Origin of the sequence: Pseudomonas kitaguniensis (assembly GCF_049199985.1) — a bacterium.
GTDB classification, from domain to species: Bacteria; Pseudomonadota; Gammaproteobacteria; order Pseudomonadales; family Pseudomonadaceae; genus Aquipseudomonas; species Aquipseudomonas kitaguniensis.
In genome coordinates this window covers 62798-86530 of sequence record NZ_JBLZPT010000018.1, presented here as the reverse complement: position 1 = coordinate 86530, position 23733 = coordinate 62798, and the positions used below count along the sequence as shown (strand labels likewise).

Annotated in this window: 22 protein-coding genes and 1 riboswitch; of the genes, 11 read left to right on the top strand and 11 right to left on the bottom strand. The window is 60.4% G+C overall.

The features are described 5' to 3' along the window. Positions 1–2: 2 nt before the first annotated feature. The 6 genes from fba to tkt all read right to left on the bottom strand — a co-directional run bounded on the left by fba (position 3) and on the right by tkt (position 6421). The gene (gene fba, locus ACOZK9_RS20390) at positions 3–1067 is read right to left on the bottom strand and encodes a class II fructose-bisphosphate aldolase (RefSeq protein ID WP_003177554.1); all 1065 of its coding nucleotides are present in this window, start codon (positions 1065–1067) and stop codon (positions 3–5) included. Between the two features lie 285 nt (positions 1068–1352). Further along, a complete protein-coding gene (locus tag ACOZK9_RS20385) occupies positions 1353–1685 on the bottom strand; it encodes an MliC family protein (protein ID WP_099234787.1) in 333 nt (110 codons plus the stop codon). 61 nt (positions 1686–1746) lie between these two features. Next, a complete protein-coding gene (locus ACOZK9_RS20380) occupies positions 1747–1977 on the bottom strand; it encodes a hypothetical protein (RefSeq protein ID WP_122252395.1) in 231 nt (76 codons plus the stop codon). Between the two features lie 29 nt (positions 1978–2006). Then, on the bottom strand, positions 2007–3170 hold the full coding sequence (locus ACOZK9_RS20375; protein WP_058415150.1) for a phosphoglycerate kinase: 1164 nt from the start codon (positions 3168–3170) through the stop codon (positions 2007–2009). Positions 3171–3187: 17 nt separating this feature from the next. Then, entirely contained in the window at positions 3188–4243 is a 1056-nt protein-coding gene (gene epd / locus ACOZK9_RS20370; protein ID WP_058415149.1) for an erythrose-4-phosphate dehydrogenase, read from the bottom strand. A gap of 180 nt (positions 4244–4423) precedes the next feature. Then, positions 4424–6421 (bottom strand): transketolase, encoded by a 1998-nt coding sequence (tkt, locus tag ACOZK9_RS20365; RefSeq protein ID WP_058415148.1) that lies wholly within the window; start codon positions 6419–6421, stop codon positions 4424–4426. Between the two features lie 261 nt (positions 6422–6682). Between tkt and ACOZK9_RS20360 the strand changes: the two genes are divergently transcribed. The 4 genes from ACOZK9_RS20360 to ACOZK9_RS20345 all read left to right on the top strand — a co-directional run bounded on the left by ACOZK9_RS20360 (position 6683) and on the right by ACOZK9_RS20345 (position 11280). Continuing rightward, positions 6683–7678 (top strand): ArsR/SmtB family transcription factor, encoded by a 996-nt coding sequence (locus ACOZK9_RS20360; RefSeq protein ID WP_058415147.1) that lies wholly within the window; start codon positions 6683–6685, stop codon positions 7676–7678. A 19-nt stretch (positions 7679–7697) separates the two neighbouring features. Beyond that, positions 7698–8888: a methionine adenosyltransferase gene (gene metK, locus ACOZK9_RS20355; RefSeq protein ID WP_421556424.1), complete on the top strand. Its 1191-nt coding sequence runs from the start codon at positions 7698–7700 to the stop codon at positions 8886–8888. 263 nt (positions 8889–9151) lie between these two features. Continuing rightward, the gene (gene ligB, locus ACOZK9_RS20350; protein WP_152749135.1) at positions 9152–10813 is read left to right on the top strand and encodes an NAD-dependent DNA ligase LigB; all 1662 of its coding nucleotides are present in this window, start codon (positions 9152–9154) and stop codon (positions 10811–10813) included. Between the two features lie 71 nt (positions 10814–10884). Further along, positions 10885–11280, top strand: coding sequence for a DUF1090 domain-containing protein (locus ACOZK9_RS20345; protein ID WP_421556423.1), 396 nt, complete (start codon positions 10885–10887; stop codon positions 11278–11280). A 6-nt stretch (positions 11281–11286) separates the two neighbouring features. On the opposite strand, the gene ACOZK9_RS20340 is transcribed toward ACOZK9_RS20345, so the two are convergent. Further along, a complete protein-coding gene (locus ACOZK9_RS20340; RefSeq protein WP_058415143.1) occupies positions 11287–11736 on the bottom strand; it encodes a c-type cytochrome in 450 nt (149 codons plus the stop codon). Positions 11737–11864: 128 nt separating this feature from the next. On the opposite strand from ACOZK9_RS20340, the gene mltA reads away from it, so the two are divergent. Then, positions 11865–13052, top strand: coding sequence for a murein transglycosylase A (gene mltA / locus ACOZK9_RS20335; RefSeq protein ID WP_421556422.1), 1188 nt, complete (start codon positions 11865–11867; stop codon positions 13050–13052). 63 nt (positions 13053–13115) lie between these two features. Here the strand turns inward: mltA and ACOZK9_RS20330 are convergent, their stop codons facing one another. Continuing rightward, positions 13116–13502 (bottom strand): MAPEG family protein, encoded by a 387-nt coding sequence (locus tag ACOZK9_RS20330; RefSeq protein ID WP_058415141.1) that lies wholly within the window; start codon positions 13500–13502, stop codon positions 13116–13118. A 195-nt stretch (positions 13503–13697) separates the two neighbouring features. On the opposite strand from ACOZK9_RS20330, the gene ACOZK9_RS20325 reads away from it, so the two are divergent. Next, a complete protein-coding gene (locus ACOZK9_RS20325) occupies positions 13698–14957 on the top strand; it encodes a cation:proton antiporter (protein WP_058415140.1) in 1260 nt (419 codons plus the stop codon). Here the strand turns inward: ACOZK9_RS20325 and ACOZK9_RS20320 are convergent. Together ACOZK9_RS20320 and ACOZK9_RS20315 are read right to left on the bottom strand one after the other, a co-directional pair. Continuing rightward, positions 14951–15838: a formate/nitrite transporter family protein gene (locus ACOZK9_RS20320; RefSeq protein WP_058415139.1), complete on the bottom strand. Its 888-nt coding sequence runs from the start codon at positions 15836–15838 to the stop codon at positions 14951–14953. The two genes, ACOZK9_RS20325 and ACOZK9_RS20320, sit on opposite strands and share 7 nt — an antisense overlap. A gap of 74 nt (positions 15839–15912) precedes the next feature. After that, positions 15913–16317 carry an acyl-CoA thioesterase gene (locus ACOZK9_RS20315; protein WP_058415137.1) on the bottom strand — a complete coding sequence of 135 codons (405 nt, stop codon included), beginning with the start codon at positions 16315–16317 and terminating at the stop codon, positions 15913–15915. Positions 16318–16526: 209 nt separating this feature from the next. After that, positions 16527–16634: riboswitch (S-adenosyl-L-homocysteine riboswitch) on the top strand. Positions 16635–16655: 21 nt separating this feature from the next. Between ACOZK9_RS20315 and ahcY the strand changes: the two genes are divergently transcribed. The 5 genes from ahcY to ACOZK9_RS20290 all read left to right on the top strand — a co-directional run bounded on the left by ahcY (position 16656) and on the right by ACOZK9_RS20290 (position 23249). Next, on the top strand, positions 16656–18065 hold the full coding sequence (gene ahcY / locus ACOZK9_RS20310) for an adenosylhomocysteinase (RefSeq protein ID WP_058415136.1): 1410 nt from the start codon (positions 16656–16658) through the stop codon (positions 18063–18065). A gap of 185 nt (positions 18066–18250) precedes the next feature. Then, positions 18251–19096 (top strand): methylenetetrahydrofolate reductase [NAD(P)H], encoded by an 846-nt coding sequence (gene metF, locus ACOZK9_RS20305; RefSeq protein WP_058415135.1) that lies wholly within the window; start codon positions 18251–18253, stop codon positions 19094–19096. Between the two features lie 75 nt (positions 19097–19171). Continuing rightward, positions 19172–20254 carry a hypothetical protein gene (locus ACOZK9_RS20300; RefSeq protein ID WP_058415134.1) on the top strand — a complete coding sequence of 361 codons (1083 nt, stop codon included), beginning with the start codon at positions 19172–19174 and terminating at the stop codon, positions 20252–20254. 70 nt (positions 20255–20324) lie between these two features. Continuing rightward, complete coding sequence (locus ACOZK9_RS20295; protein ID WP_421556421.1) at positions 20325–21128, top strand: substrate-binding periplasmic protein; 804 nt, start codon at positions 20325–20327, stop codon at positions 21126–21128. A 222-nt stretch (positions 21129–21350) separates the two neighbouring features. Further along, on the top strand, positions 21351–23249 hold the full coding sequence (locus ACOZK9_RS20290; protein WP_058415132.1) for an RNA helicase RhlE2: 1899 nt from the start codon (positions 21351–21353) through the stop codon (positions 23247–23249). 61 nt (positions 23250–23310) lie between these two features. Here ACOZK9_RS20290 and ACOZK9_RS20285 read toward each other — a convergent pair whose 3' ends face one another. Next, on the bottom strand, positions 23311–23685 hold the full coding sequence (locus tag ACOZK9_RS20285) for a nuclear transport factor 2 family protein (protein WP_058415131.1): 375 nt from the start codon (positions 23683–23685) through the stop codon (positions 23311–23313). Positions 23686–23733 lie beyond the last annotated feature (48 nt).

The following is a 23733-nucleotide window of genomic DNA, read 5'->3' as shown; positions in this document are numbered from 1 at the left end:
GCTTAGTTCACCTTGGCGTTCAACTCACCTTTCAGATAACGCTGGTACATCGCTTCCAGCGAGATCGGCTTGATCTTCGACGCATTGCCCGCCGTACCAAACGCTTCGTAACGTGCGATACACACGTCGCGCATGGCGGTGACGGTGGCGCCGAAGAATTTACGCGGGTCGAATTCGCTTGGGTTGGTGGCCATCAGGCGACGCATTGCGCCGGTGGACGCCAAACGCAGGTCGGTGTCGATGTTGACCTTGCGCACGCCGTACTTGATGCCTTCAACGATTTCTTCAACCGGCACGCCGTAGGTTTCTTTGATGTCGCCGCCGTACTGGTTGATGATCGCCAGCCACTCTTGTGGCACCGAGGAAGAACCGTGCATCACCAGGTGGGTGTTAGGGATGCGTTTGTGGATTTCCTTGATGCGGTCGATAGCCAGCACGTCGCCGGTCGGCGGCTTGGTGAACTTGTAGGCGCCGTGGCTGGTGCCGATGGCGATAGCCAAGGCGTCAACCTGGGTCTTCTTGACGAAGTCCGCGGCTTCTTCCGGGTCGGTCAGCATTTGGCTGTGATCGAGCACGCCTTCGGCGCCGATGCCGTCTTCTTCACCGGCCATGCCGGTTTCCAGCGAACCCAGGCAGCCCAGCTCGCCTTCAACCGAAACGCCGCAAGCGTGAGCCATGGCCACGGTTTGCTGAGTGACGCGTACGTTGTATTCGTAGTCGGTTGGGGTCTTGCCGTCTTCGCCGAGCGAGCCGTCCATCATCACCGAGCTGAAGCCCAGCTGGATGGAGCGCTGGCACACGTCAGGGCTGGTGCCGTGGTCCTGGTGCATGCACACCGGGATGTGCGGGAATTCTTCGATGGCGGCGAGGATAAGGTGACGCAGGAACGGGGCACCGGCGTATTTACGCGCGCCGGCCGAAGCCTGGACGATCACGGGGGAGTCGGTCTTGTCAGCGGCTTCCATGATGGCGCGCATCTGCTCAAGGTTGTTGACGTTAAAGGCTGGGACGCCGTAGCCGAACTCGGCTGCGTGGTCCAGCATTTGACGCATGCTGATAAGTGCCATTGTGTTGTCTCTCCCGATCGAGGGTCGTTAATCGTGCAAGCCTGCCGTAGCGGCGGCTGCTATTCAAGTTATTGCAGATCAAGGGGTTAAGGCTTGGCCTGCTGAATCGTTTTTTCTATGTCCGGCTCACGCTTATGCCAATTTTGGAACCGGATTTAATGTGGGAGGGGGCTTGCTCCCGATGGCGGTGGGGCAGCCACCACCTTCATGGACTGATAGATAACCATCGGGAGCAGGCCCCTCCCACACTTCAAATCTCAATGACATCAGAGATCGTGTTCGGTATTACTGAGCCTTACAACCGCGCCCAATCAAATCATCGGTGGCGACCCAGTAAATCAGGCCTTCTTCACCTTTGGTGTGAAACGCCAACTGGTCGTTGCTGTACAGCACGCCCGAGGCGGCAACGTCTTGTTTAAGGCGATACACCGGGTCAGCCCCGCCGAGGCGCACATCCACCTCGCTGTGGGCCGCGTTGGCAAAGCGCCAGTTGACTTCGGCCTTGCTGTCACAGGTCCAGGTGGTCCACGTGCCTTGCGGCTCTGCCTTGTTGAACAGGTTCATGCTGCTGCAACCGGCCAACAAGGCCAGTGCTGCCAGGGCGAAAACGCCTTTCATTGCCAATCCTCGAACGACGGCCCAAGGGCCGCCACTGCTGTCGGTTAGTTGATCAGACCCATCAAGGGCAACCCTGTTCCTGACCGTTGGGCGCGGAGTCGTATTTCTCCAGCCGTTCATTGCCGATGCGCTTGTTGATCACCGGCATGGTTTCGGCTTGCCAGTCAGCCTGGTAGCAGTTGTTTCTCTGCGCTGGCGCAGGCTTGCCGGCCGGTGACGGCGCCGCGCTTGGCGTGCTACCGCAGCCGGCCAACAGGCCCGCCGCGATGACCAGTGCCAACGACTTGATCATGGGAATGCTCCTTTTCCGGATCATGCGCCTTAGCCCTTGGCTCGGGTTTCCAGCACTTCAACGGCGGGCAGTACTTTGCCTTCGACGAATTCAAGAAACGCGCCGCCACCGGTAGAAATGTAGGAGATCTGGTCAGCAACGCCATATTTATCGATGGCCGCCAGGGTGTCGCCGCCGCCTGCGATGGAGAATGCCGAGCTTTCAGCGATGGCCTTGGCCAGCACTTTGGTGCCGTTGCCGAACTGGTCGAATTCAAATACGCCGACCGGGCCGTTCCACAAAATGGTCTTCGACGACTTCAGCAGTTCAGCGAAGTTGGCCGCGGTTTGCGGGCCGATGTCGAGGATCATGTCGTCAGCGGCCACGTCAGCGATGAGCTTGACGGTGGCTTCGGCGCTTTCGGCGAATTCCTTGGCAACTACCACGTCGACCGGCAGTGGCACGCTGACTTTTGCCGCAATAGCGCGGGCGGTGTCGAGCAGGTCCGGCTCGTACAGCGACTTGCCCACCGGGTGGCCGGCGGCGGCCAGGAAGGTGTTGGCGATGCCGCCGCCGACGATCAGTTGATTGCAGATTTGGCTGAGGCTGTTGAGCACGTCCAGCTTGGTCGACACTTTGGAGCCGGCAACAATGGCGGCCATCGGCTGCGCCGGGGCGCCCAACGCTTTGCCCAGTGCGTCCAGTTCAGCGGCCAGCAACGGGCCTGCCGCGGCCACTTTGGCGAATTTGGCCACGCCGTGGGTCGAGCCTTCAGCGCGGTGCGCGGTGCCGAAGGCGTCCATCACAAACACGTCGCACAGCGCCGCGTATTGCTGGGCCAGCTCGTCGCTGTTGCTTTTCTCGCCCTTGTTGAAGCGCACGTTTTCGAACAGCACGATGTCGCCGGCTTTTACGTCGACGCCACCCAGGTAATCCGCCACCAGTGGCACGTCACGGCCCAAGGCTTTGCTCAGGTAAGCGGCCACAGGCTTGAGGCTGTTTTCAGCGGAAAACTCACCTTCGGTCGGGCGACCCAGGTGCGAGCAGACCATCACGGCCGCGCCTTTTTCCAGGGCCAGCTTGATGGTCGGCAGCGAGGCCAGGATTCGCGCATCGCTGGTGACAACACCGTCCTTGACTGGGACGTTGAGGTCTTCGCGAATCAGCACGCGCTTACCTTGCAGATCGAGGTCGGTCATCTTCAACACGGTCATGGGTCGCAGTTCCTGAATTACTGTTGAGGTTGTTTAGAAGCGATGTGCAGATAATGTTCGGCAACATCCAGCATGCGGTTGGCAAAGCCCCATTCGTTGTCGAACCAGGCCAGAATATTCACCAGCCTTGGGCCGGAAACTCGCGTTTGGCTGGCATCGACAATTGCCGAATGCGGGTCATGGTTGAAATCACAACTGGCGTGCGGCAACTCGGTATAGGCCAGCAGGCCTTTGAGCGGGCCGCTGGTGGCGGCGTCGCGCAAGATCCGGTTGACCTCGGTAGCATCGGTGTCGCTGACGGTTTGCATGGTGATGTCCAGGCAGGACACGTTCACCGTCGGCACCCGTACGGCTTTGGCCTGTATACGCCCGGCAAGTTCCGGCAATAATCGCTCAATGCCACGGGCCAGGCCGGTGGACACCGGAATCACCGACTGGAACGCCGAGCGCGTGCGGCGCAGGTCTTCGTGGTGATAAGCATCGATGACCGGCTGGTCGTTCATCGCCGAGTGAATCGTGGTGATCGACACGTAATCCAGGCCAATCGCCTGATCCAGCAAGCGCAACAGCGGCACACTGCAATTGGTGGTGCACGAGGCGTTGGACACCAGCAGCTCGTTGCCGGTCAGGCAATCCTGGTTGATGCCGTAGACGATGGTGGCGTCGACATCCGCCTCGCTGGCCATCGGCTGGGAAAACAGCACACGCGGTGCGCCGGCGTCGAGAAAACGCTGGCCATCGGCACGCGTGTGGTAAGCACCGGAGCATTCCAACACCAGGTCGACGCCCAGCGCCGCCCAGTCGATGCCCTCGGGGGTGGCACTGCGCAAGACTTTTACGCAGTCGCCGTTGATATGCAGACAATCGCCTTCTACCCGCACTTCGCCGGGGAAGCGGCCGTGGGTGGAGTCAAAGCGTGTCAGGTATTCGATGCTGGCCATGTCGGCCAAATCGTTGATCGCGACAATTTCAAACCCGGCCGCCGCCCCTCGTTCGAACAGCGCACGCAAGACGCAACGACCAATGCGGCCGTAGCCGTTGAGTGCAACTTTGTAGGGACGCGGTTGGGGCATGGGGTTCTCGATCAATGTTAGTTCGGTGTTGAATGTTCTGACGCTATCGCGAGCAAGCCCGCTCCCACATTTGAGCGGGTTCACACAGGTTGAATTGTGAACCCATTCTAATGCGGGAGCGGGCTTGCTCTGGGCGGCATTCCGACGATGGGGCCCGAACAACCACCCCAATCTACAGCCTTAGTCTTCCAGCAGTTCTTCAGCCTGACCCAGAATATTTTCCAGGGTAAAGCCGAACTCTTCGAACAACGCTGGCGCCGGCGCCGACTCCCCGTAGGTGGTCATGCCGATCACGCGGCCTTCCAGGCCCACGTATTTGTACCAGTAGTCGGCGTGAGCCGCTTCGATGGCGATACGCGCGCTGACTTGCAGTGGCAATACCGATTGCTTGTAGCCGGCGTCCTGCGTTTCGAACACGCTAGTGCACGGGATCGACACCACACGCACCTTGCGGCCTTGCTCGGTCAGCTTGTCGTACGCCTGAACGGTCAGGCCCACTTCGGAACCGGTCGAGATCAGGATCAGCTCCGGCTCGCCCTCGCAGTCCTTGAGCACATAACCGCCACGGCTGATGTCGGCGATTTGCGCGTCGGTACGCACTTGGTGTTGCAGGTTCTGACGCGAGAAAATCAGCGCCGAAGGGCCGTCCTTGCGCTCGATGGCGTGCTTCCAGGCCACCGCGGATTCAACCGCGTCGGCTGGGCGCCAGCAATCCAGGTTCGGCGTGGTACGCAGGCTGGTCAGTTGCTCGACCGGCTGGTGCGTCGGGCCGTCTTCGCCGAGGCCGATGGAGTCGTGCGTGTACACATGGATCACACGCTTCTTCATCAACGCGGCCATACGCACGGCGTTGCGCGCGTATTCCATGAACATCAGGAAGGTCGCGCCATAAGGCACCAGGCCGCCGTGCAACGACACGCCGTTCATGATGGCGCTCATGCCGAACTCGCGCACGCCGTAGTACATGTAGTTGCCGCTGGCGTCTTCAGCCGACACGCCTTTGCAGCCTTTCCACAGGGTCAGGTTGGAACCGGCCAGGTCAGCGGAACCGCCGAGAATTTCCGGCAGCAGCGGGCCATAGGCGTTCAGCGCGTTCTGGCTGGCTTTACGGCTGGCGATGGTTTCGCCTTTGGCCGCGACTTCGGCGATGTAGGCCGAGGCTTTTTCGGAGAAGTCGGCAGGCAGGTCACCGGCCAGGCGACGCACCAGCTCGTTGGCCTGTTCCGGGAATTCAGCGGAGTAGGCAGCAAAACGCTGGTCCCACTCGGCTTCGGCGGCCAGGCCTTTTTCCTTGGCGTTCCACTCGGCGTAGATGTCGGCCGGAATCTCGAACGGGCCGTGGTTCCACTTCAGCGCAGCGCGGGTCAGGGCGATTTCCGCGTCACCCAGTGGGGCACCGTGGCAGTCTTCTTTACCTTGCTTGTTCGGCGAGCCGAAACCGATGGTGGTCTTGCAGCAGATCAACGTCGGCTGCTCGCTCTTGCGCGCGGTTTCGATGGCGGTTTTGATTTCTTCCGGGTCGTGGCCGTCGACGTTGCGGATCACCTGCCAGTTGTAGGCTTCGAAACGCTTCGGGGTGTCGTCGGTGAACCAGCCTTCGACTTCGCCGTCGATGGAGATGCCGTTGTCATCGTAGAAAGCAATCAGTTTGCCCAGGCCCAAGGTGCCGGCCAACGAGGAAACTTCGTGGGAAATGCCTTCCATCATGCAGCCATCACCCAGGAACACGTAGGTGTGGTGGTCAACAATGTTGTGGCCAGGGCGGTTGAACTGCGCCGCCAACACTTTTTCAGCCAGCGCGAAGCCAACAGCGTTGGCCAGGCCTTGGCCCAGGGGACCGGTGGTGGTCTCGACGCCTGGGGTGTAGCCGAATTCCGGGTGGCCCGGGGTGCGGCTGTGCAGTTGGCGGAAGCTCTTGAGGTCATCGATGGTGACGTCGTAGCCGGTCAAGTGCAGCAGCGAATAAATCAGCATCGAGCCGTGGCCGTTGGACAGCACAAAGCGGTCACGGTCAGCGAACAGCGGGTTGCTTGGGTTGTGTTTCAGGTAGTCACGCCAAAGTACCTCGGCGATATCCGCCATGCCCATCGGGGCACCGGGATGGCCGCTGTTGGCTTTTTGCACGGCATCCATGCTGAGGGCACGAATGGCGTTGGCACGCTCACGACGGCTGGGCATCGCTGTTCTCCTGAGGATAGTGAATAAAAGAAACGGAAAAAAGAACCCGCATTTTCCCTCAGCCACCGCCTTCGGGCAATGAAAGATAGTCACTTGTGGGTGTTTTTCCTGTGGTTGGCCCGGCAATCGCCTGCAGAAACCGTGCGTCGCTTCGTCTAAAGCTTATAGCCGCTGCTTATAACCGCCGATTATCGACCAATATCAAAACTTTTTGATATTGGCCTTGCAGGGATTTCCAGCCGTCACTAGACTGCTGGCCTTATGAACTTACCCGTGCCCTCCCTGCGTCCCGACGACGGCGATGAACTTGCAGCCTTGTGCAAGGCCGCCGGTGATCCGTTGCGCCTGAACGTATTGCGCGCACTGGCCAACAACTCGTTCGGCGTACTCGAACTGGCGCAGATCTTCGCCATCGGCCAGTCGGGCATGAGCCACCACTTGAAGGTGTTGTCACAGGCAGACCTGGTGGCCACGCGCCGCGAAGGCAATGCGATTTTTTACCGCCGCGCCCTGCCCCACACCGAGTTGCTTGGCGGCAAATTGCACGCGGCCTTGCTCGAAGAAGTCGACAACCTGGGCCTGCCCGGCGACGTGCAATCGCGCATCGGCCAGGTTCACGGGCAACGCGCGGCGGCCAGCCAGGACTTTTTCTCACGCGTGGCCGAGAAGTTTCGCGCCCAACAAGACCTGATCGCTGGCCTGCCCCAATACCGCGAAAGCGTACTGGCGCTGTTGGACAAGCTGAGCTTCAGTGAAGGGGCGACTGCACTGGAAGTCGGCCCCGGCGACGGCGGCTTTTTGCCGGAACTGGCGCGACGCTTTCAACAGGTCACGGCGCTGGACAACAGCCCGGCGATGCTCGAACTGGCGCGCCAGTTGTGCGAGCGCGAAGCGCTGGGCAATGTCAGCCTGCAGCTCGCAGACGCGTTGAACGACACCAGCCTGCGGGCCGATTGCGTGGTGCTGAACATGGTCTTGCACCATTTTGCCGCCCCCGCCGACGCCCTCAAGCAGATGGCCAATTTGCTGCAACCCGGCGGTAGCCTGCTGGTCACAGATTTATGCAGCCACAACCAGAGTTGGGCCAAGGAGGCCTGCGGTGATCTCTGGTTGGGTTTTGAACAGGACGATCTGGCCCGTTGGGCCACCGCTGCGGGACTCGTTCCCGGGGAAAGCCTCTATGTAGGTTTACGTAATGGTTTCCAGATTCAGGTCCGCCATTTTCAGCGGCCGGCTGGCGACACTCACCATCGGTAAATATCAGGAAAACATCGAGATGAGCGAATACTCCCTTTTCACCTCCGAGTCCGTGTCTGAAGGGCATCCGGACAAAATCGCCGACCAGATTTCTGACGCGGTGCTGGACGCCATCATTGCTGAAGACAAGTTCGCCCGAGTGGCGTGCGAGACTCTGGTGAAAACGGGCGTGGCGATCATCGCCGGTGAAGTCACCACCACCGCGTGGGTCGATCTGGAACAGATCGTGCGTGACGTGATCACCAAGATTGGCTACAACAGTTCCGACGTCGGCTTCGACGGCGCGACCTGCGGCGTGATGAACATCATCGGCAAGCAGTCGCCCGACATCAACCAGGGCGTGGACCGCGCCAAGCCTGAAGATCAGGGCGCTGGCGACCAGGGCCTGATGTTCGGCTACGCCAGCAACGAAACCGAGGTGCTGATGCCGGCGCCGATCACCTTCTCGCACCAGCTTGTGCAACGGCAAGCCGAGGCCCGCAAAAATGGCCTGCTGCCGTGGCTGCGCCCGGATGCCAAATCCCAGGTGACCTGCCGTTACGAAGGCGGCAAAGTCGTGGGTATCGACGCGGTTGTGCTGTCGACCCAGCACAACCCGGACGTGTCCTACGCCGACCTGCGCGCAGGCGTGATGGAGCTGATCGTCAAGCACGTGCTGCCTGCCGAACTGCTGACCAAGGACACGCAGTTCCACATCAACCCGACCGGCCAGTTCATCATCGGTGGCCCGGTGGGCGACTGCGGCCTCACCGGCCGTAAAATCATCGTCGACAGCTACGGCGGCATGGCCCGTCACGGCGGCGGCGCGTTCTCGGGTAAAGACCCATCCAAGGTTGACCGTTCGGCGGCCTACGCCGGTCGTTACGTGGCCAAAAACATCGTCGCCGCCGGCCTGGCCGAACGTTGCGAAATTCAGGTTTCCTACGCTATCGGCGTGGCTCAACCTACGTCGATCTCGCTGAATACCTTCGGCACCGGCAAGATCAGCGACGACAAAATCGTCAAGCTGGTGCGTGAGATCTTCGACCTGCGCCCGTACGCCATCACCACCATGCTCGACCTGCTGCACCCGATGTACCAGGAAACCGCAGCCTACGGCCACTTCGGTCGTACACCTGCGCAGAAGACCGTCGGCGACGACACCTTCACCACCTTCACCTGGGAAAAAACCGACCGCGCCAACGACCTGCGCATCGCTGCCGGCCTGTAAGCACTCGCGACACACAAGGCCCCGCAGGGTTTACCCTGCGGGGCTTTTTATTGCCTTGGCAAACGCCTTTCAAACGGTGCAGCGTCCGCTCAACAAAGGTTGCAACACATTTGCCAGGCCCGATAAAAACGCAGCGGGCGAAGCCTTGGCCGGCCTGTTCAGGCAAGCAGAAACACGCGGTAAACAGCCGCGCCCGCTCGGGGCTTTTTTATCGCCGCATGGATCACTTAGGCTGGGCACCCTTTGCGAGCAAGGATGCTCATATGCGCTTACTGACTGCTCTTTTACTCAGCGCCCTGCCCTTTTTGGCGTGGGCCGAAGCATGCCCCGAAGAGGCCCGATCACAGGTCGGCACCCTGGCCATCCAAGTCGAGCTGTGGGATGACAGCTACCACCGCCTTGGCCACTCGCCGGTCAGTGATGAGCTGTATGACCAGGCCCGCCAGCGCCTGGCGCAGTGGCGCGAATGTTTCCCCGCACCCAGCCAGGTGGCGGATAACCCACTGGCGAGTTCACGGGGCACCCAGCCTCACCCGGTCGCGCACACGGGCTTGAAAAAACTGCTGGATGAGCAGGCTGTTGGTGACTGGCTCAGCACACGCCAAGACGTATGGATTCAACCCAAGGTCGACGGCGTGGCCGTGACCTTGGTGTATCGCCAGGGTCGCTTAAGCCAACTGATCAGCCGGGGCAATGGCCGGCTCGGCCAGGATTGGTCAGCCGCCGCGCGCAAGATCCCCGGCATTGTTCAGCAACTGCCGGAGCCGCTCGACCTGGTGCTGCAGGGCGAACTCTATTGGCGCCTCGACGAGCATGTGCAATCAACCCACGGCGGGCTGAATGCGCGCAGCAAAGTGGCAGGCCTGATGAACCGCCGACAGTTGAGCGACACCGATGCCGCCGGTATCGGCTTGTTCATCTGGGGGTGGCCTGACGGCCCAGCGGACTTCAGCGAGCGCCTGGCCACGCTGACGCGCTGGGGCTTCACCGAAACCCGCCAATACAGCCAGCCCATCCAAACCCTCACTGATGCCGCGCAGTGGCGCACTTTTTGGTACAACCATCCGCTGCCCTTTGCCAGTGATGGCGTGGTGTTGCACCAAGCCTTGCACGCGCCCGCCAAACGCTGGCAGGCCAGCGCGCCTTACTGGGCGGTGGCCTGGAAGTACCCGGTCACCAAGGCGTTGGCACTGGTACGCGAGGTACAGTTCAAGATCGGCCGCACCGGGCGCATTACGCCCATTTTGGAGCTTGCACCGGTGCGGCTGGACGATCGGCAAATCAACCGCGTCAGCGTAGGTTCGCTGAAACGCTGGCAAGCACTGGATATTCGCGCAGGCGACCAGGTGTCGATCAGCCTGGCGGGGCAAGTGATTCCGCGCCTGGACCAAGTGGTCCTGCGCAACGAGACCCGCGTGCAGGTGCCAGTGCCCGACCCTCAGAACTTCCATGCCCTGAGCTGTTGGCAACTCGACCCGGGTTGCGAGGAGCAATTGCTCGCGCGCCTGACGTGGCTAAGCGGCAACCAGGGCCTGTCATTGCCGCACGTGGGGCGCGAAACCTGGAACGTATTGATCCAGGCCGGTCTAATCGCAGGCATTCTCGATTGGTTGACCCTGGATGCCGCAGAGCTTGCTAATATTGATGGCTTCGGTGATCGCAGCCGTGCGCGGCTGCTCGACAGCCTTCAAAGCGCTCGGCAACGGCCCTTCGCACAATGGCTTAAAGCCTTGGGCGTTCCGCCCTCGGCGCGCAACGAGCTGGACGGTGGCTGGCAAACCCTGGCTGCCAAAGACACCCAAGCCTGGCTGGCTACCGACGGCATCGGCCCGGGCCGCGCGGCGCAACTGAGCGCTTTTTTTCGCGACCCGCAGGTACAGGCCATGGCTGAAACATTACGTTTGGCCGGAATCGACGGGTTTTAAGCACGCCCCGGCCCATTATTGAACCTCGGCAGAATTCACCCTGCTCACCGATTGCGACCCTGGAGCACCACATGAAATACCTCGCCCCACTTGCCTTTTTAACCGTCGCAAGCTTCCTCACCACGCCACTGCTGGCCGCCGAAACAGCGCCAGAACTCACCGGTTGCGCCGCCAAACGCCAAGCCATCAGCACCCGGATCGAACAAGCCAAGGCGCACAACAACAGCGAACAACAAGCCGGCCTTGAAAAAGCCCTGAGCGAAGTCACCGCCAACTGCACCGACGCGTCCTTGCGCAAAGAGCGTGAAAACAAAGTGCTCGACGCCAAACATGACGTCAGCCGCCGTCAGGCAGACCTCGACAAAGCCATGAAAAAGGGTGACGCGGACCGCATCAACAAGCGCAAGGACAAGCTTGCCCAAGCGCGCAAAGACCTGCAGGACGCCGTCGAAGAACTCGACCAGTAAAACCGGTCAATGGTCTCGAAACTGTTTATGACACGCCGTGCAGGCATCTTCGACCTTCTGCACCGCAGGCCCAAGGTTGGCGGCCGCGTAAGGCTGCACCTGGCTTGCAACCACCAATTCACCGGTGGCGGCTTCAAGGTTGCGGGCCAACGCCTGGAAGCGTGCTTGTTGCTGCCACACGTTATCCTTGGCGCTGGTGTGATCTTCTTCACGCACATTCGGAAAATGCTGCCACGGCTCAAAGGACAATGCATTGAGCTTGACCGCACCGTCGGCGAACCGGGCGCCGTCGAACGGGATGCGCCCACGCAACATGCCGCCCAAGTCTTCGCTGGTCTTGAGCATCTGTTTGAAGATCGCTTTGCGCTGGCCCAGCGGCGAATTCGGATCGACACCGCCGCAGGCGGTCAAGGCCAGGCAGGCCAGCAATGCAACCGTCAATTTGTTAAAAGTCATGGTGGCTCAGGGTCACGGGAAACGGCGGCCAGTATCCTCGCCCCGCCCGTAAAGGCCAATAGCCCTATTAATAATAAGGGTTGCCGAGAAGCGCTACGGCGCGGGCAATCGCTTCAGGAATTGTGCGCATGAATATCACCTTTAATACCTGGAGCCGCCGCCTGGCGTGGGCTCTACCACTGTTTGCGCTGCTGGCCGGTTGCGATACGGGCAAAGACGCCGGCAAAAAAGAGGAAGCGGCCAAACCGCATGCCGTCGCCACTTACGTGAGCGCACCGTGGGAAGCGCTGCCGACAGTCTCGGACAGCGATTTGCTGGCCGGGTTTGAATCCTGGCGCAGCGCGTGCCAACGCCTCAAGGCCGACCCGATATGGGGCGCCACCTGTGCCGCAGCGGCCAGCGTGCCCGCAGATGCGCTGGCGGTTCGCGGTTTTCTCAAGGAACGCCTTGACGTGTTCGGCCTGCGCTCGGCCGACAACACACCCAACGGCTTGATCACCGGCTACTACGAACCGGTGTATCCCGGCAGCCTGACCGAAACCGCCACCGCGCATGTGCCGGTGTACGGCGTGCCGGATGACCTGATCATCGTCAACCTCGAAAGCATCTACCCGGAACTCAAGGGCAAGCGCCTGCGCGGTCGGCTCGAAGGCCGCGTGCTCAAGCCGTATGACGATGCCAGCACTCTCAACGGGAAAGGCTCCACGGCCAAGCCGATTGCCTGGCTGACCAACCCGATGGACCTGCAATTTCTGCAAATCCAGGGTTCGGGCCGCATTCAACTGTTGGATGGGCGCCAACTGCGCGTCGGTTACGCCGACCAGAACGGCTACCCCTACCGCCCTATTGGCCGCTGGCTGGTGGAGCAAGGCGCGCTGAAAAAAGACGAGGTGACCATGGGCGCCATCAGCGCCTGGGCCAAGGCGAACCCGCAGCGCATCCCGGAGTTGCTGGCGAGCAACCCCAGCTACGTGTTTTTCAGCGCCCGCCCCGACAGCAATGAAGGCCCGCGCGGTTCGCTGAACGTGCCGCTGACTGCCGGCTACAGCGTGGCGGTTGATCGCAAGGTAATTCCGCTGGGTAGCCTGCTGTGGCTGTCGACCACCAAACCCGATGGCTCGCCGATTGCCCGGCCGGTAGCAGCGCAGGACACCGGCGGTGCAATCACCGGCGAAGTGCGTGCCGACTTGTTCTGGGGCACCGGTGAGGCCGCCGGTGAGTTGGCGGGCAACATGAAGCAGCAAGGGCAAATCTGGATGCTCTGGCCAAAAGGCGCCGCCTTACCGCATGTGCCCGACGCACCGGCTGGCACCTGACAAACACTGGAGGCCAAAGGTGGGAGGGGCTTGCTGCTTCCCACACGGGCTTTGCGTCACGCCTCAGATCGAGACAAAAAAGAAACTCGCAATCAACGCCATGCCCACCAGCCACACCACTGAACGCAGCATCGCCCAATCCGCCAGGTAGCAAATGATGTACAGCAACCGGCTGGTGATAAACAACACCGCCAGCACGTTGATGGTTACCAGTGACGCCGTACCGGCCAAGTGCGCAATGATCACGGCAGCGGCAAACGCGGGCGTTACTTCAAAGCTGTTGAGCTGTGCACTGTGAGCGCGTTTAGCAAAGCCTTCGAGCGTGTCCAGAAAAGCGCGAGGGTCGTGGTTATTGCGCGGCCCGAACTTGCCGCCGCTGAACTTGGCCACACCCGTGCACAGGTAAGGCAGAAAAATTGCGATTAACACACACCAGAAAGCGACCGTCATCACACACTCCTTTTGTCGTTTTAAACAGCAATGGGCGTTTTAGCATTAAACCTGCCCAACCGCACTTACCCGCTATGAGCGCATAAAGCAGCCAAAGGTTCTATCACGCTTTTACCCAACGCCGTGCAACCTCACGCCGCCACTGCGGTCCATGCACCCATTAACGCTCTACCCACTCACTTCCAGGGACCCCGGATGCTTGAACTTGTCGCCGCCTTCATTTGCCTCACCACGCTGCTCACCTATGTGAACTTTCGTTTTATCGGCCTGCCACCCACCATCGGCGTGATGGTCACCGCCTTGCTGTTTTCATTGATCCTGCAAGGCCTCAGCGTTATCGGCTTTCCCGGCCTCGAAGAACATATTCAGCAATTGATCGGCCAGATCGACTTCGGCGACTTGCTGATGAACTGGATGCTGTCGTTCCTGCTGTTCGCCGGCGCCTTGCACGTCAACTTGAATGACTTACGCAGTTACCGCTGGCCCATCGGCCTGCTGGCGACTTTCGGCGTATTGATTGCCACCGTGGTGATCGGCAGCCTGGCGTATTACATCTTTGCCTTGTTTGGCTGGCACGTAAGCTTCCTCTACTGCCTGCTGTTCGGCGCGCTGATTTCGCCCACCGACCCGATTGCAGTGCTGGGCGTGCTGCGAACGGCAAACGCCTCGAAACCGCTTAAAACCACCATCGTCGGCGAGTCGCTGTTCAACGACGGCACCGCAGTGGTGGTGTTTACCGTGCTGCTGGGCATCGCACAGTTGGGCGAAACGCCGACCGTGGGCGCCACCGCCATGCTGTTCGCCCATGAGGCGATTGGCGGCGTGGTGTTCGGCGGGCTCATCGGCTACCTGGTGTACCTGATGATCAAGAGCATCGAGCAACACCAGATCGAAGTGATGCTGACCCTGGCGCTGGTCATCGGCGGCTCGGCCATGGCCACTGAACTGCACGTCTCAGCACCGATTGCGATGGTGGTGGCGGGGCTGATCATTGGTAACCTGGGCCGCAAGCTTGCGATGAACGACATGACCCGGCGTTACCTGGACGGCTTTTGGGAACTGCTCGATGACATGCTCAACGCCCTGCTGTTTGCGCTGATCGGCATGGAGCTGTTGCTGTTGCCGTTCAACTGGCTGCACATTTTTGCCGCCAGTTTGCTCGCCGTGGCGATTCTGCTGTCGCGCTTGCTGACCGTGGCGCCGGCTATCCTGCTGCTACGCCGCTGGCGCACGGTGCCGCGCGGCACTGTGCGCATCCTCACGTGGGGCGGCCTGCGCGGCGGGGTGTCGGTGGCATTGGCACTGGCCTTGCCGCTCGGCCCGGAGCGCGATTTGCTGCTGAGCATCACCTACATCGTGGTGTTGTTGTCGATCCTGTTGCAGGGTTTAAGCATCGGCAAACTGGTCAAGCACGTGACCAAAGGCGAACCCCAAGCCACGCCCGAACATCACTGATCCTTTTTAATCTGCTGCGGGTGCCTCGGGTCCGCAGCCGATTTACCCGGCAGGCTGCTTTCGCTGCGGATCTGCGCGTGGCTGATCAGCGCAAAAATAAAGCTGCCGCCGATGATGTTGCCCGCCAGGGTCGGCCCGGCGAACACCAGCCAGAAGTCCTTCCACGGCAATTCACCGGCAAACACCAGGTACGAGACTTCCGCCGAGCCGACGACGATGTGGGTGAAATCCCCCAGCGCCATCAGGTAGGTGATCAAGATGATGATGAACATCTTGGCGCTTTCCATCGACGGGATCATCCACACCATGGTGGCAATCATCCAACCGGAAATAATGCCTTTGGCGAACATCTGGCCGGGGTCGTTTTCCATGACTTTGCGGCCGATTTCAAGGAAGGCCTGGTCGGTCTTGGTGTCGAAAATCGGCAAATGCAGCATCACATAGGCCACCAGCAAAGTGCCGCAAAGGTTACCCACCAGCACCACCGACCACAGGCGCAACAGCCGCCCGGCATTTGCCAGGGTAGGTTTGCTCATTACCGGCAGCACGGCGGTCAGGGTGTTTTCGGTGAACAGTTGCTGGCGCGCGAGGATGACCGCGAGGAAACCCGCGCAGTAACCGAAGCTGGCGATGACTTTGAATGCTTCGCCGTCCGGCAGGCGCGAGTTGAGCAAGCCCATGCCCATCAGCGACAGGCCCATGGTCAGGCCAGCCGCCAGCGCCGACCACCACAGTGCGGCGACGTTGCGCTCCAGCTCCTGGTCGCCCTGGGTGCGGATAATTTCGTGCAGTACCGCCGCACGCGGCGGCTGGTTTTCGTCCACGTCCTGCTGCTCTTCCTGCGACAGGTTGGGGGTTTTACCGTCTTCTTGCGTGGCCATGGTGATACCTGAGCGGGGGCGATGTTCAGGTACGACCTATCGCCATCAAGAGCGTTCACTGGCCACCCACAGGATTATTCGGGAAGGCTGTCTTCCTGGAACTGATCCTTCACGTACTTGATCTCGGTACGCCCGTGCGGCGCCGGCAAGCCGTCTTCACCGAGGTTGACGAAGACCATTTTTTCCACAGTGAGGATGCTTTTGCGCGTGATCTTGTTGCGCACTTCACAGGTCAGGGTGATTGAGGTGCGACCGAACTCGGTGGCGGTGATGCCCAACTCGATGATGTCGCCCTGGCGCGAGGCGCTGACGAAATTGATTTCAGAGATGTACTTGGTCACCACGCGCTGGTTGCCCAGTTGAACAATCGCGTAAATCGCCGCTTCTTCGTCGATCCAGCGCAGCAAGCTGCCACCGAACAGGGTGCCGTTGGGGTTGAGGTCTTCGGGTTTTACCCATTTGCGGGTGTGGAAGTTCATGGCGGGGCTCCGGGTCTGAGGTGTTTGGGAGATAGGGTTATGGCCCCAGCTTCAAGTTTTAAGCTGCAAGCCGCAAGTAAAAGCCGAATCGCTTTGACTTGCCGCTTGTAGCTTGTAGCTTGAAGCTTGTCGCTTGTCGCTTGCCACTAGCCGGACAAAGAAAGCTATAATCGCCCCCGATTTCGAACGGCTATCCGTTCTCCCGCCACCTGTCCGAGGGGCGCTGCAGCAGGTTCAACCTGTCAGGCTCGGATGGGGCGTTGTCGGGGCAGGTATTACCTGGCCTGGTACTAAACGCACAACGGCGCCCATTCGCACACTACGAATGGAGGCTCTTCATGAGCGCTGTAATTACGCCTGCAGATTTCACCGACTACAAAGTCGCCGACATGTCCCTCGCTGCCTGGGGCCGTCGCGAAACGTTTATCGCCGAATCCGAAATGCCTGCCCTGATGGGTCTGCGCCGCAAATACGCCGGTGAGCAGCCGCTCAAGGGCGCGAAGATTCTCGGCTGCATCCACATGACCATCCAGACTGCCGTGCTGATCGAAACCCTGGTTGCCCTGGGCGCCGAAGTACGTTGGTCGTCCTGCAACATTTTCTCGACTCAAGACCAGGCCGCCGCTGCTATCGCCGCTGCCGGTATCGCGGTGTATGCCTGGAAAGGCGAAACCGAAGAAGAGTACGAGTGGTGCCTGGAGCAAACCATCCTTAAAGATGGCGCGCCATGGGATGCCAACATGATCCTCGACGACGGCGGCGACCTGACCGAACTGCTGCACAAGAAATACCCGCAGATTCTGGACCGCGTTCACGGCGTGACCGAAGAAACCACCACTGGCGTGCACCGCCTGCTGGACATGCTGGCCAAGGGCGAGCTGAAAATCCCGGCCATCAACGTCAATGACTCGGTGACCAAGAGCAAGAACGACAACAAGTACGGCTGCCGTCACAGCCTGAACGACGCGATCAAGCGTGGCACCGACCACCTGCTGTCCGGCAAGCAAGCGCTGGTCATCGGTTACGGTGACGTGGGCAAAGGCTCCGCTCAGTCGCTGCGTCAGGAAGGTATGATCGTTCGCGTTTCCGAAGTCGACCCGATCTGCGCCATGCAAGCCTGCATGGATGGTTTTGAACTGGTGTCGCCGTTCATCGACGGTATCAACACCGGCACCGAAGCAAGCATCGACAAAGCACTGCTGGGCAAGATCGACCTGATCGTGACCACCACCGGCAACGTCAATGTGTGCGACTCGAACATGCTCAAAGCCCTGAAAAAGCGCGCCGTTGTCTGCAACATCGGCCACTTTGACAACGAAATCGACACTGCTTTCATGCGCAAGAACTGGGCATGGGAAGAGGTCAAGCCGCAGGTACACAAGGTTCACCGTACCGGCGCCGGCACTTTCGACCCACAGAACGACGACTACCTGATTCTGCTGGCCGAAGGCCGCCTGGTAAACCTGGGCAACGCCACCGGCCACCCAAGCCGCATCATGGACGGCTCGTTCGCCAACCAGGTACTGGCGCAAATCTTCCTGTTCGGCCAGAAATACGCCGACCTGTCGCCAGCCCAAAAAGCCGAGCGCCTGACCGTGGAAGTGCTGCCGAAGAAACTCGACGAAGAAGTGGCCCTGGAAATGGTCCGCGGCTTCGGCGGTGTGGTGACTCAACTGACCAAAACCCAGGCCGACTACATCGGCGTGGCTGTTGAAGGCCCGTTCAAGCCACACGCTTACCGCTACTGATAGCAGCTGCAAGCTTTTAGCTTCAAGCGGCAAGTAAAAGCGGGTTGTTTACTTGCATCTGGTGGTTGAGAGCTTGCTACTTTATTGCTCCTTAAGCAGTTGAGAGATGTGAGCTTCAAGCAACAGCAACAGGCGCACCGCCCTCTTGCCGCTTGAAGCTTGCAACTTACAGCTGGAGACTCCCCATGTCCCAAGACCGTCGCTACAGCTTCGAGTTCTTCCCGACCAAGACCGATGCTGGGCATGAAAAACTGATGGCCACGGCCAAGCAGTTGGCCAGCTATAACCCCGACTTCTTCTCGTGCACCTACGGCGCGGGCGGTTCGACCCGTGACCGCACGATCAACACCGTGCTGCAGCTGGAAAGCGAAGCCAAGGTTCCTGCCGCACCGCATTTGTCCTGCGTGGGCGACAGCAAGGCCGACCTGCGCAGCCTTCTGACCCAATACAAGCAAGCTGGCATCAAGCGTATCGTCGCCCTGCGCGGCGACCTGCCGTCCGGCATGGGCATGGCCAGCGGTGAGCTGCGCTACGCCAATGACCTGGTGAGCTTTATCCGCGAAGAAAGCGGCGATCACTTCCACATCGAAGTAGCGGCTTACCCGGAGATGCACCCTCAGGCGCGTAATTTCGAAGACGACCTGCACAATTTCGTGCGCAAGGCTAACGCCGGCGCCGACAGCGCGATCACCCAGTACTTCTTCAACGCCGACAGCTACTTCTACTTTGTCGAGCGTGTGCGGGCGATGGGCGTCAACATCCCGATCGTGCCGGGCATCATGCCGATCACCAATTACAGCAAGCTGGCGCGGTTCTCCGACGCGTGCGGCGCAGAAATCCCACGCTGGGTGCGCAAGCAACTGGAAGCTTATGGCGATGACGTCAAGAGCATTCAGGCGTTTGGCGAGCAGGTCATCAGCGAGATGTGTGAAAGATTGTTGCAAGGTGGTGCGCCAGGCTTGCACTTCTATACGCTTAACCAGGCTGAACCGAGCCTCGCTGTCTGGAACAACCTGAAGCTGCCACGCTAAGGTTTTTTCCAAAGTGCCCAGGCCCTCATAAAGAGGGCCTTTGCGGTTTTAAACGCCCACGGAATTGTGCAGTCCATGAATACAGCAGCCCCGACGCCCCGCCCGCAACTGGTCTACCTGGTGTTCGGGGCAGAGACTTACCATCAAGAAGCGGTATTCAGTATCGCCAGCGCCCTGGCTTTTTTGCGCGATACGCAAGACGCCGCCATCGATATTCAGGTGTTCAGCGATAACCCCGAGCCTTATCGCCTGTTGCCGGTGCGTGTGCGCCCGCTGGATGAAGCCACGCGTAAACGCTGGTGCGAGCCGCATGGCTACCACTTCCGTACCAAACACGTGGTGCTGCGCCAGGTGCTGCAAGAGTCCGAAGTGGCCCTGTTGATCGACACCGACACGTTTTTTCATCACTCGCCCATGGCGCTGTTTGAACGCGTGCAACCGGGCACGCTGTTATGTAACGCCTTCTACACCAAGTACGGCGACAACCCCGAAAGCATTCTGTACAGCGCCCTGCACCAGCGGCTGCGTGACATGGGCGTGGCCGATGACGACATGATGACGCTTAATTCCGGGGTCATGGGCCTGCACCAGCAAGACGCGCACGTGCTTGATCGTTCGATCGAGTTGATGGACGAACTGTTCCCGCATGCCCAAGGCGCCTACACCCTGGAAGAGTTCTGCCTGTCGATCGCAGCTTACCGAACACTCAACGTGCGTGAATGCCCAGACCTGATCCACCATTATTGGAGCCGCAAGCAGCTGTTCCGGGCCAAGGTCAAGGCGTGGATCGCCAAGCACGCGGCCAACCCCACCAGCGCACTGGCCCTGGACGACACTCGCCAGGTGTCAGCCCACTTGCCACGCCCGCCGCGCCTGCAACGTTTGATGTACAAGCTGGTGACGCTGGTGCTGCCCAAAAACCAGCAGCAATTTATCCGCGAAATCCTCTACGGCTGCTATGAGCACGAAAACGAATTCGACCAGGCGTGCGGCCCGGTTTGGTGGGACAAGGCCCGACAAAATCAGGAAGAACGCCAGAAGCGCCCGATTGACGCGCACCTGCTTGAGCACTGGTTCGCCAACCCGGTGGTGCGGCTGATTCTGGGTGAGCGGCGCGAAGCGATCTATGAGCACCTGATGAAGTCCCCCGGCAAATAAAAACCCGCGCTGCCCGTCGACAGCGATACCAGCGCTTCTTTTTAGCCCGAGACAGACGTAACCTCGGGGCATGCGCGTATTTTTCCAGTTGCTAACCGCGGTTCTTTTCACTTGCCTGAGCCTGAGCGCCCAAGGCGAGAAACTGCGCATCGTCACCGAGCCGTGGGCACCTTACGTGTACGACGATAACGGCACGATGCGCGGGCTCGACTATGAAACCACGGTGATTGTGTTTCAGCGCCTGGGCATCGAGGTGGAATGGCAATTCCTGCCCTGGAAGCGTTGCCTGGCGATGCTCGACCAGGGCCTGGCGGATGGCGCGCTGGATATTTTTCACAGCCGCGAGCGCGGCAACCTGCTGCTCTACCCCAGCGAGCCGCTGTCCGACGTGGAGTTCGTGCTGTTCTACGCCACTGCGCGCCCGCATCCGTTCCACACCTTCGACGACCTGCGCGGCCTGACCATCGGCACCTCGCCGGGGTACCTCTATGGCGCTCAATTCAGCGAGTCCACCCTGTTCAATCAGGAGCCGGCCGCCAGCCATGAAGCCAACTTCGGCAAACTCGCGCTGGGCCGGGTCGACTTGGTGATCACCGACCGCCGGGTCGGCCAGCATGTGATCAAGGCGCTCGGGCTCAACGAGCAGATTACCCAGGCACCCGAAGTCATCAGTCGCCAGCCACAATATTTGGCGGTGCGCCGTGGCGCAGGCATGGATTTGCTGGTGCAGCGCTTTGCCGCCGAGCTTAAACGCTTCAAGCAAGAGCCCGCGTATGCGGCCTTAAGTGCCAAATATGCCGGCGTGAGCCCCCAAACCAACGCATTACTCGCGCCTGCACACACCGTTGAGCAGCAGGAAAGCAGCGCAGAGTGATTGCTCTGTTATACTCCGGCCTTTCCGCCAGGCTCACGCCCGGCCGCTGAGGTCTTGAAAAAGGCACCTAACCCCGCGACGAACGCAGCTTATAGCGCGCGACCGCCGGTGGAGTGCCCGCCAGACGCAGCAGGACCGGACGGGATTGCGCTCCCCTAAGCGCCATTCACGCCCGGTAAGATTATCCCTTTGGGCCAAGCCCTAACTAAAACAGGATTACTCATGTCCTTTGCTTCCCTCGGTCTCTCCGAGGCTTTAGTCCGCGCCATCGAGGCAGCGGGCTATACCGAGCCTACTCCGGTGCAACAGCGGGCCATTCCCGCCGTGTTGCAAGGCCGCGACCTGATGGTTGCGGCGCAGACAGGTACTGGTAAAACCGGTGGTTTCGCCCTCCCGATTCTGGAGCGGTTGTTCCCTAACGGTCACCCGGACAAATCCCAGCGTCATGGCCCGCGCCAACCGCGCGTACTGGTCCTGACCCCTACCCGCGAACTCGCCGCCCAAGTGCACGACAGCTTCAAGCTGTATGCCCGCGACTTGAAGTTCGTCAGCGCCTGCATCTTCGGCGGCGTCGGCATGAACCCACAGGTTCAGGCCATGTCCCGTGGTGTTGACGTGCTGGTTGCCTGCCCCGGTCGCTTGCTCGACCTGTGCGGCCAAGGCAGCGTCGACTTGTCCCACGTGGAAATCCTCGTGCTGGACGAAGCTGACCGCATGCTCGACATGGGCTTTGTCCATGACGTGAAAAAGGTCCTCGCCCGCCTGCCGGCCAAACGTCAGAACCTGCTGTTTTCGGCAACGTTCTCCAACGACATCACCGCCTTGGCCGGCAAGCTGCTGCACAACCCGGAGCGCATCGAAGTCACGCCGCCGAACACCACGGTCGAGCGTATCGAGCAACGCGTATTCCGCCTGGCCGCCAGCCACAAACGTTCGCTGCTGGCGCACCTGATCACCGCCGGCGCCTGGGAACAAGTGCTGGTGTTCACCCGTACCAAGCACGGCGCCAACCGCCTGGCCGAGTACCTGGACAAGCACGGCCTCACCGCCGTTGCCATCCACGGCAACAAAAGCCAGAATGCTCGCACCAAAGCGCTGGCCGACTTCAAGGCCGGTGAAGTGCGCATCCTGGTCGCCACCGACATCGCCGCGCGCGGCCTGGACATCGACCAACTGCCGCACGTCGTCAACTTCGAGCTGCCAAACGTCGACGAAGATTATGTGCACCGTATCGGCCGTACCGGCCGTGCCGGGCGTTCGGGTGAAGCCATCTCGCTGGTTGCGCCGGACGAAGAAAAACTGCTGAAAAGCATCGAACGCATGACCAAGCAGAAAATCGCCGACGGCGACCTGATGGGCTTCGATTCCAGCGCCGTAGAGGCCGAAAAGCCTGAAGTGCGCGAGCGCCCGGACGTGCGTAACCCACGCAACCCACGCGGTCCGAAGGGCGATGGCCCGAACGGCGGCGGTGGTGGCGGAGGTCGTCGCGACAAGGGCAAAGACAAGGGCGGCAAAGAAAAAGCGCCGGTCAATGGCCGTGGCGACCGCCCGGCCCGCGAGCAAAAACCGCGTGAAGGCACCCCGGCCCGCGAACAGCGCCAGCCGAGCCAAACGCCACGCGCCGCAGCCGACCGCGCGCCGGACGAGTTCCTCGACGACGATGTGGATAACTTCGGTAACCGCGTTGATTACGTGCCCCAGGCCAAACCAGCCCAAGGCCGTGGCCGTCGTCCAGGTGCTCCGGCACAAGGCGCCGGTGCAGGTGCCGCCAGCGGCGCGCCACGTGGCGGCCAGCCACAGGGCGGTCGTCAGAATGGTCCGCGCAACAGCAGCGGCGGCACCACCGGCACACCACCTGCCAAGCGCAGCGGCCCGCGTAATGGCGCACCGCGTGACGGCCAGGCGCGTCGCGAAGACTCGCGCAGTAACAACCGTCGCCCGGCCCGTGACGAGCAGCCTCGTTTGTCCGAGCCCGCCGTGCAAAACCCACGCGGTGGCCCGGCGCCGAAGATCATCCACAAGGAGTCGAAAGCTGACCGCTTCCCGACACCTGAGCAGTTGGATCAACTGCCAGGCCGCCCTCGTGGTGAAAAACCAGCGTTGCTGACCCGCAACCGCTGAGTTTTAAACGGCAAAAAAAACGCCCCGATTAATCGGGGCGTTTTTGCATCCGGCGGTTAATTTATTGATCAGCCGCCTCGCCCGCTTTATGAAATAGTTTGGCGAAGATCATCCAGCGCCCCTCAACTTTCATCAGATTCAAATAATCGACCATTACATTATTGAACAAGCGCAGACGCACTTTCACGATGGCCATTTCTGCGGACATCACGTCAATCATCAGCACTTCATCAAGTTGCGGAAAACCGCCTTCTTGTGGCGACTTTCGGCCTTGAACCATGCTCCGATACTCGGCAAAAGGTCGCACAACCACCTGCGCATTCTGCGCGCTATAAAGCACGCAGCCACGGTGAAAGACTTTATCGAATGTGCCCAAATCCTGGGTTTGCAACACATTAAAGTAGTCCTTCAGAAACGCTTGAATTTCATCTATCACGGCTCACAACTCCCGACGTTCAGCACGCGGTTATTTAAATAAATAACC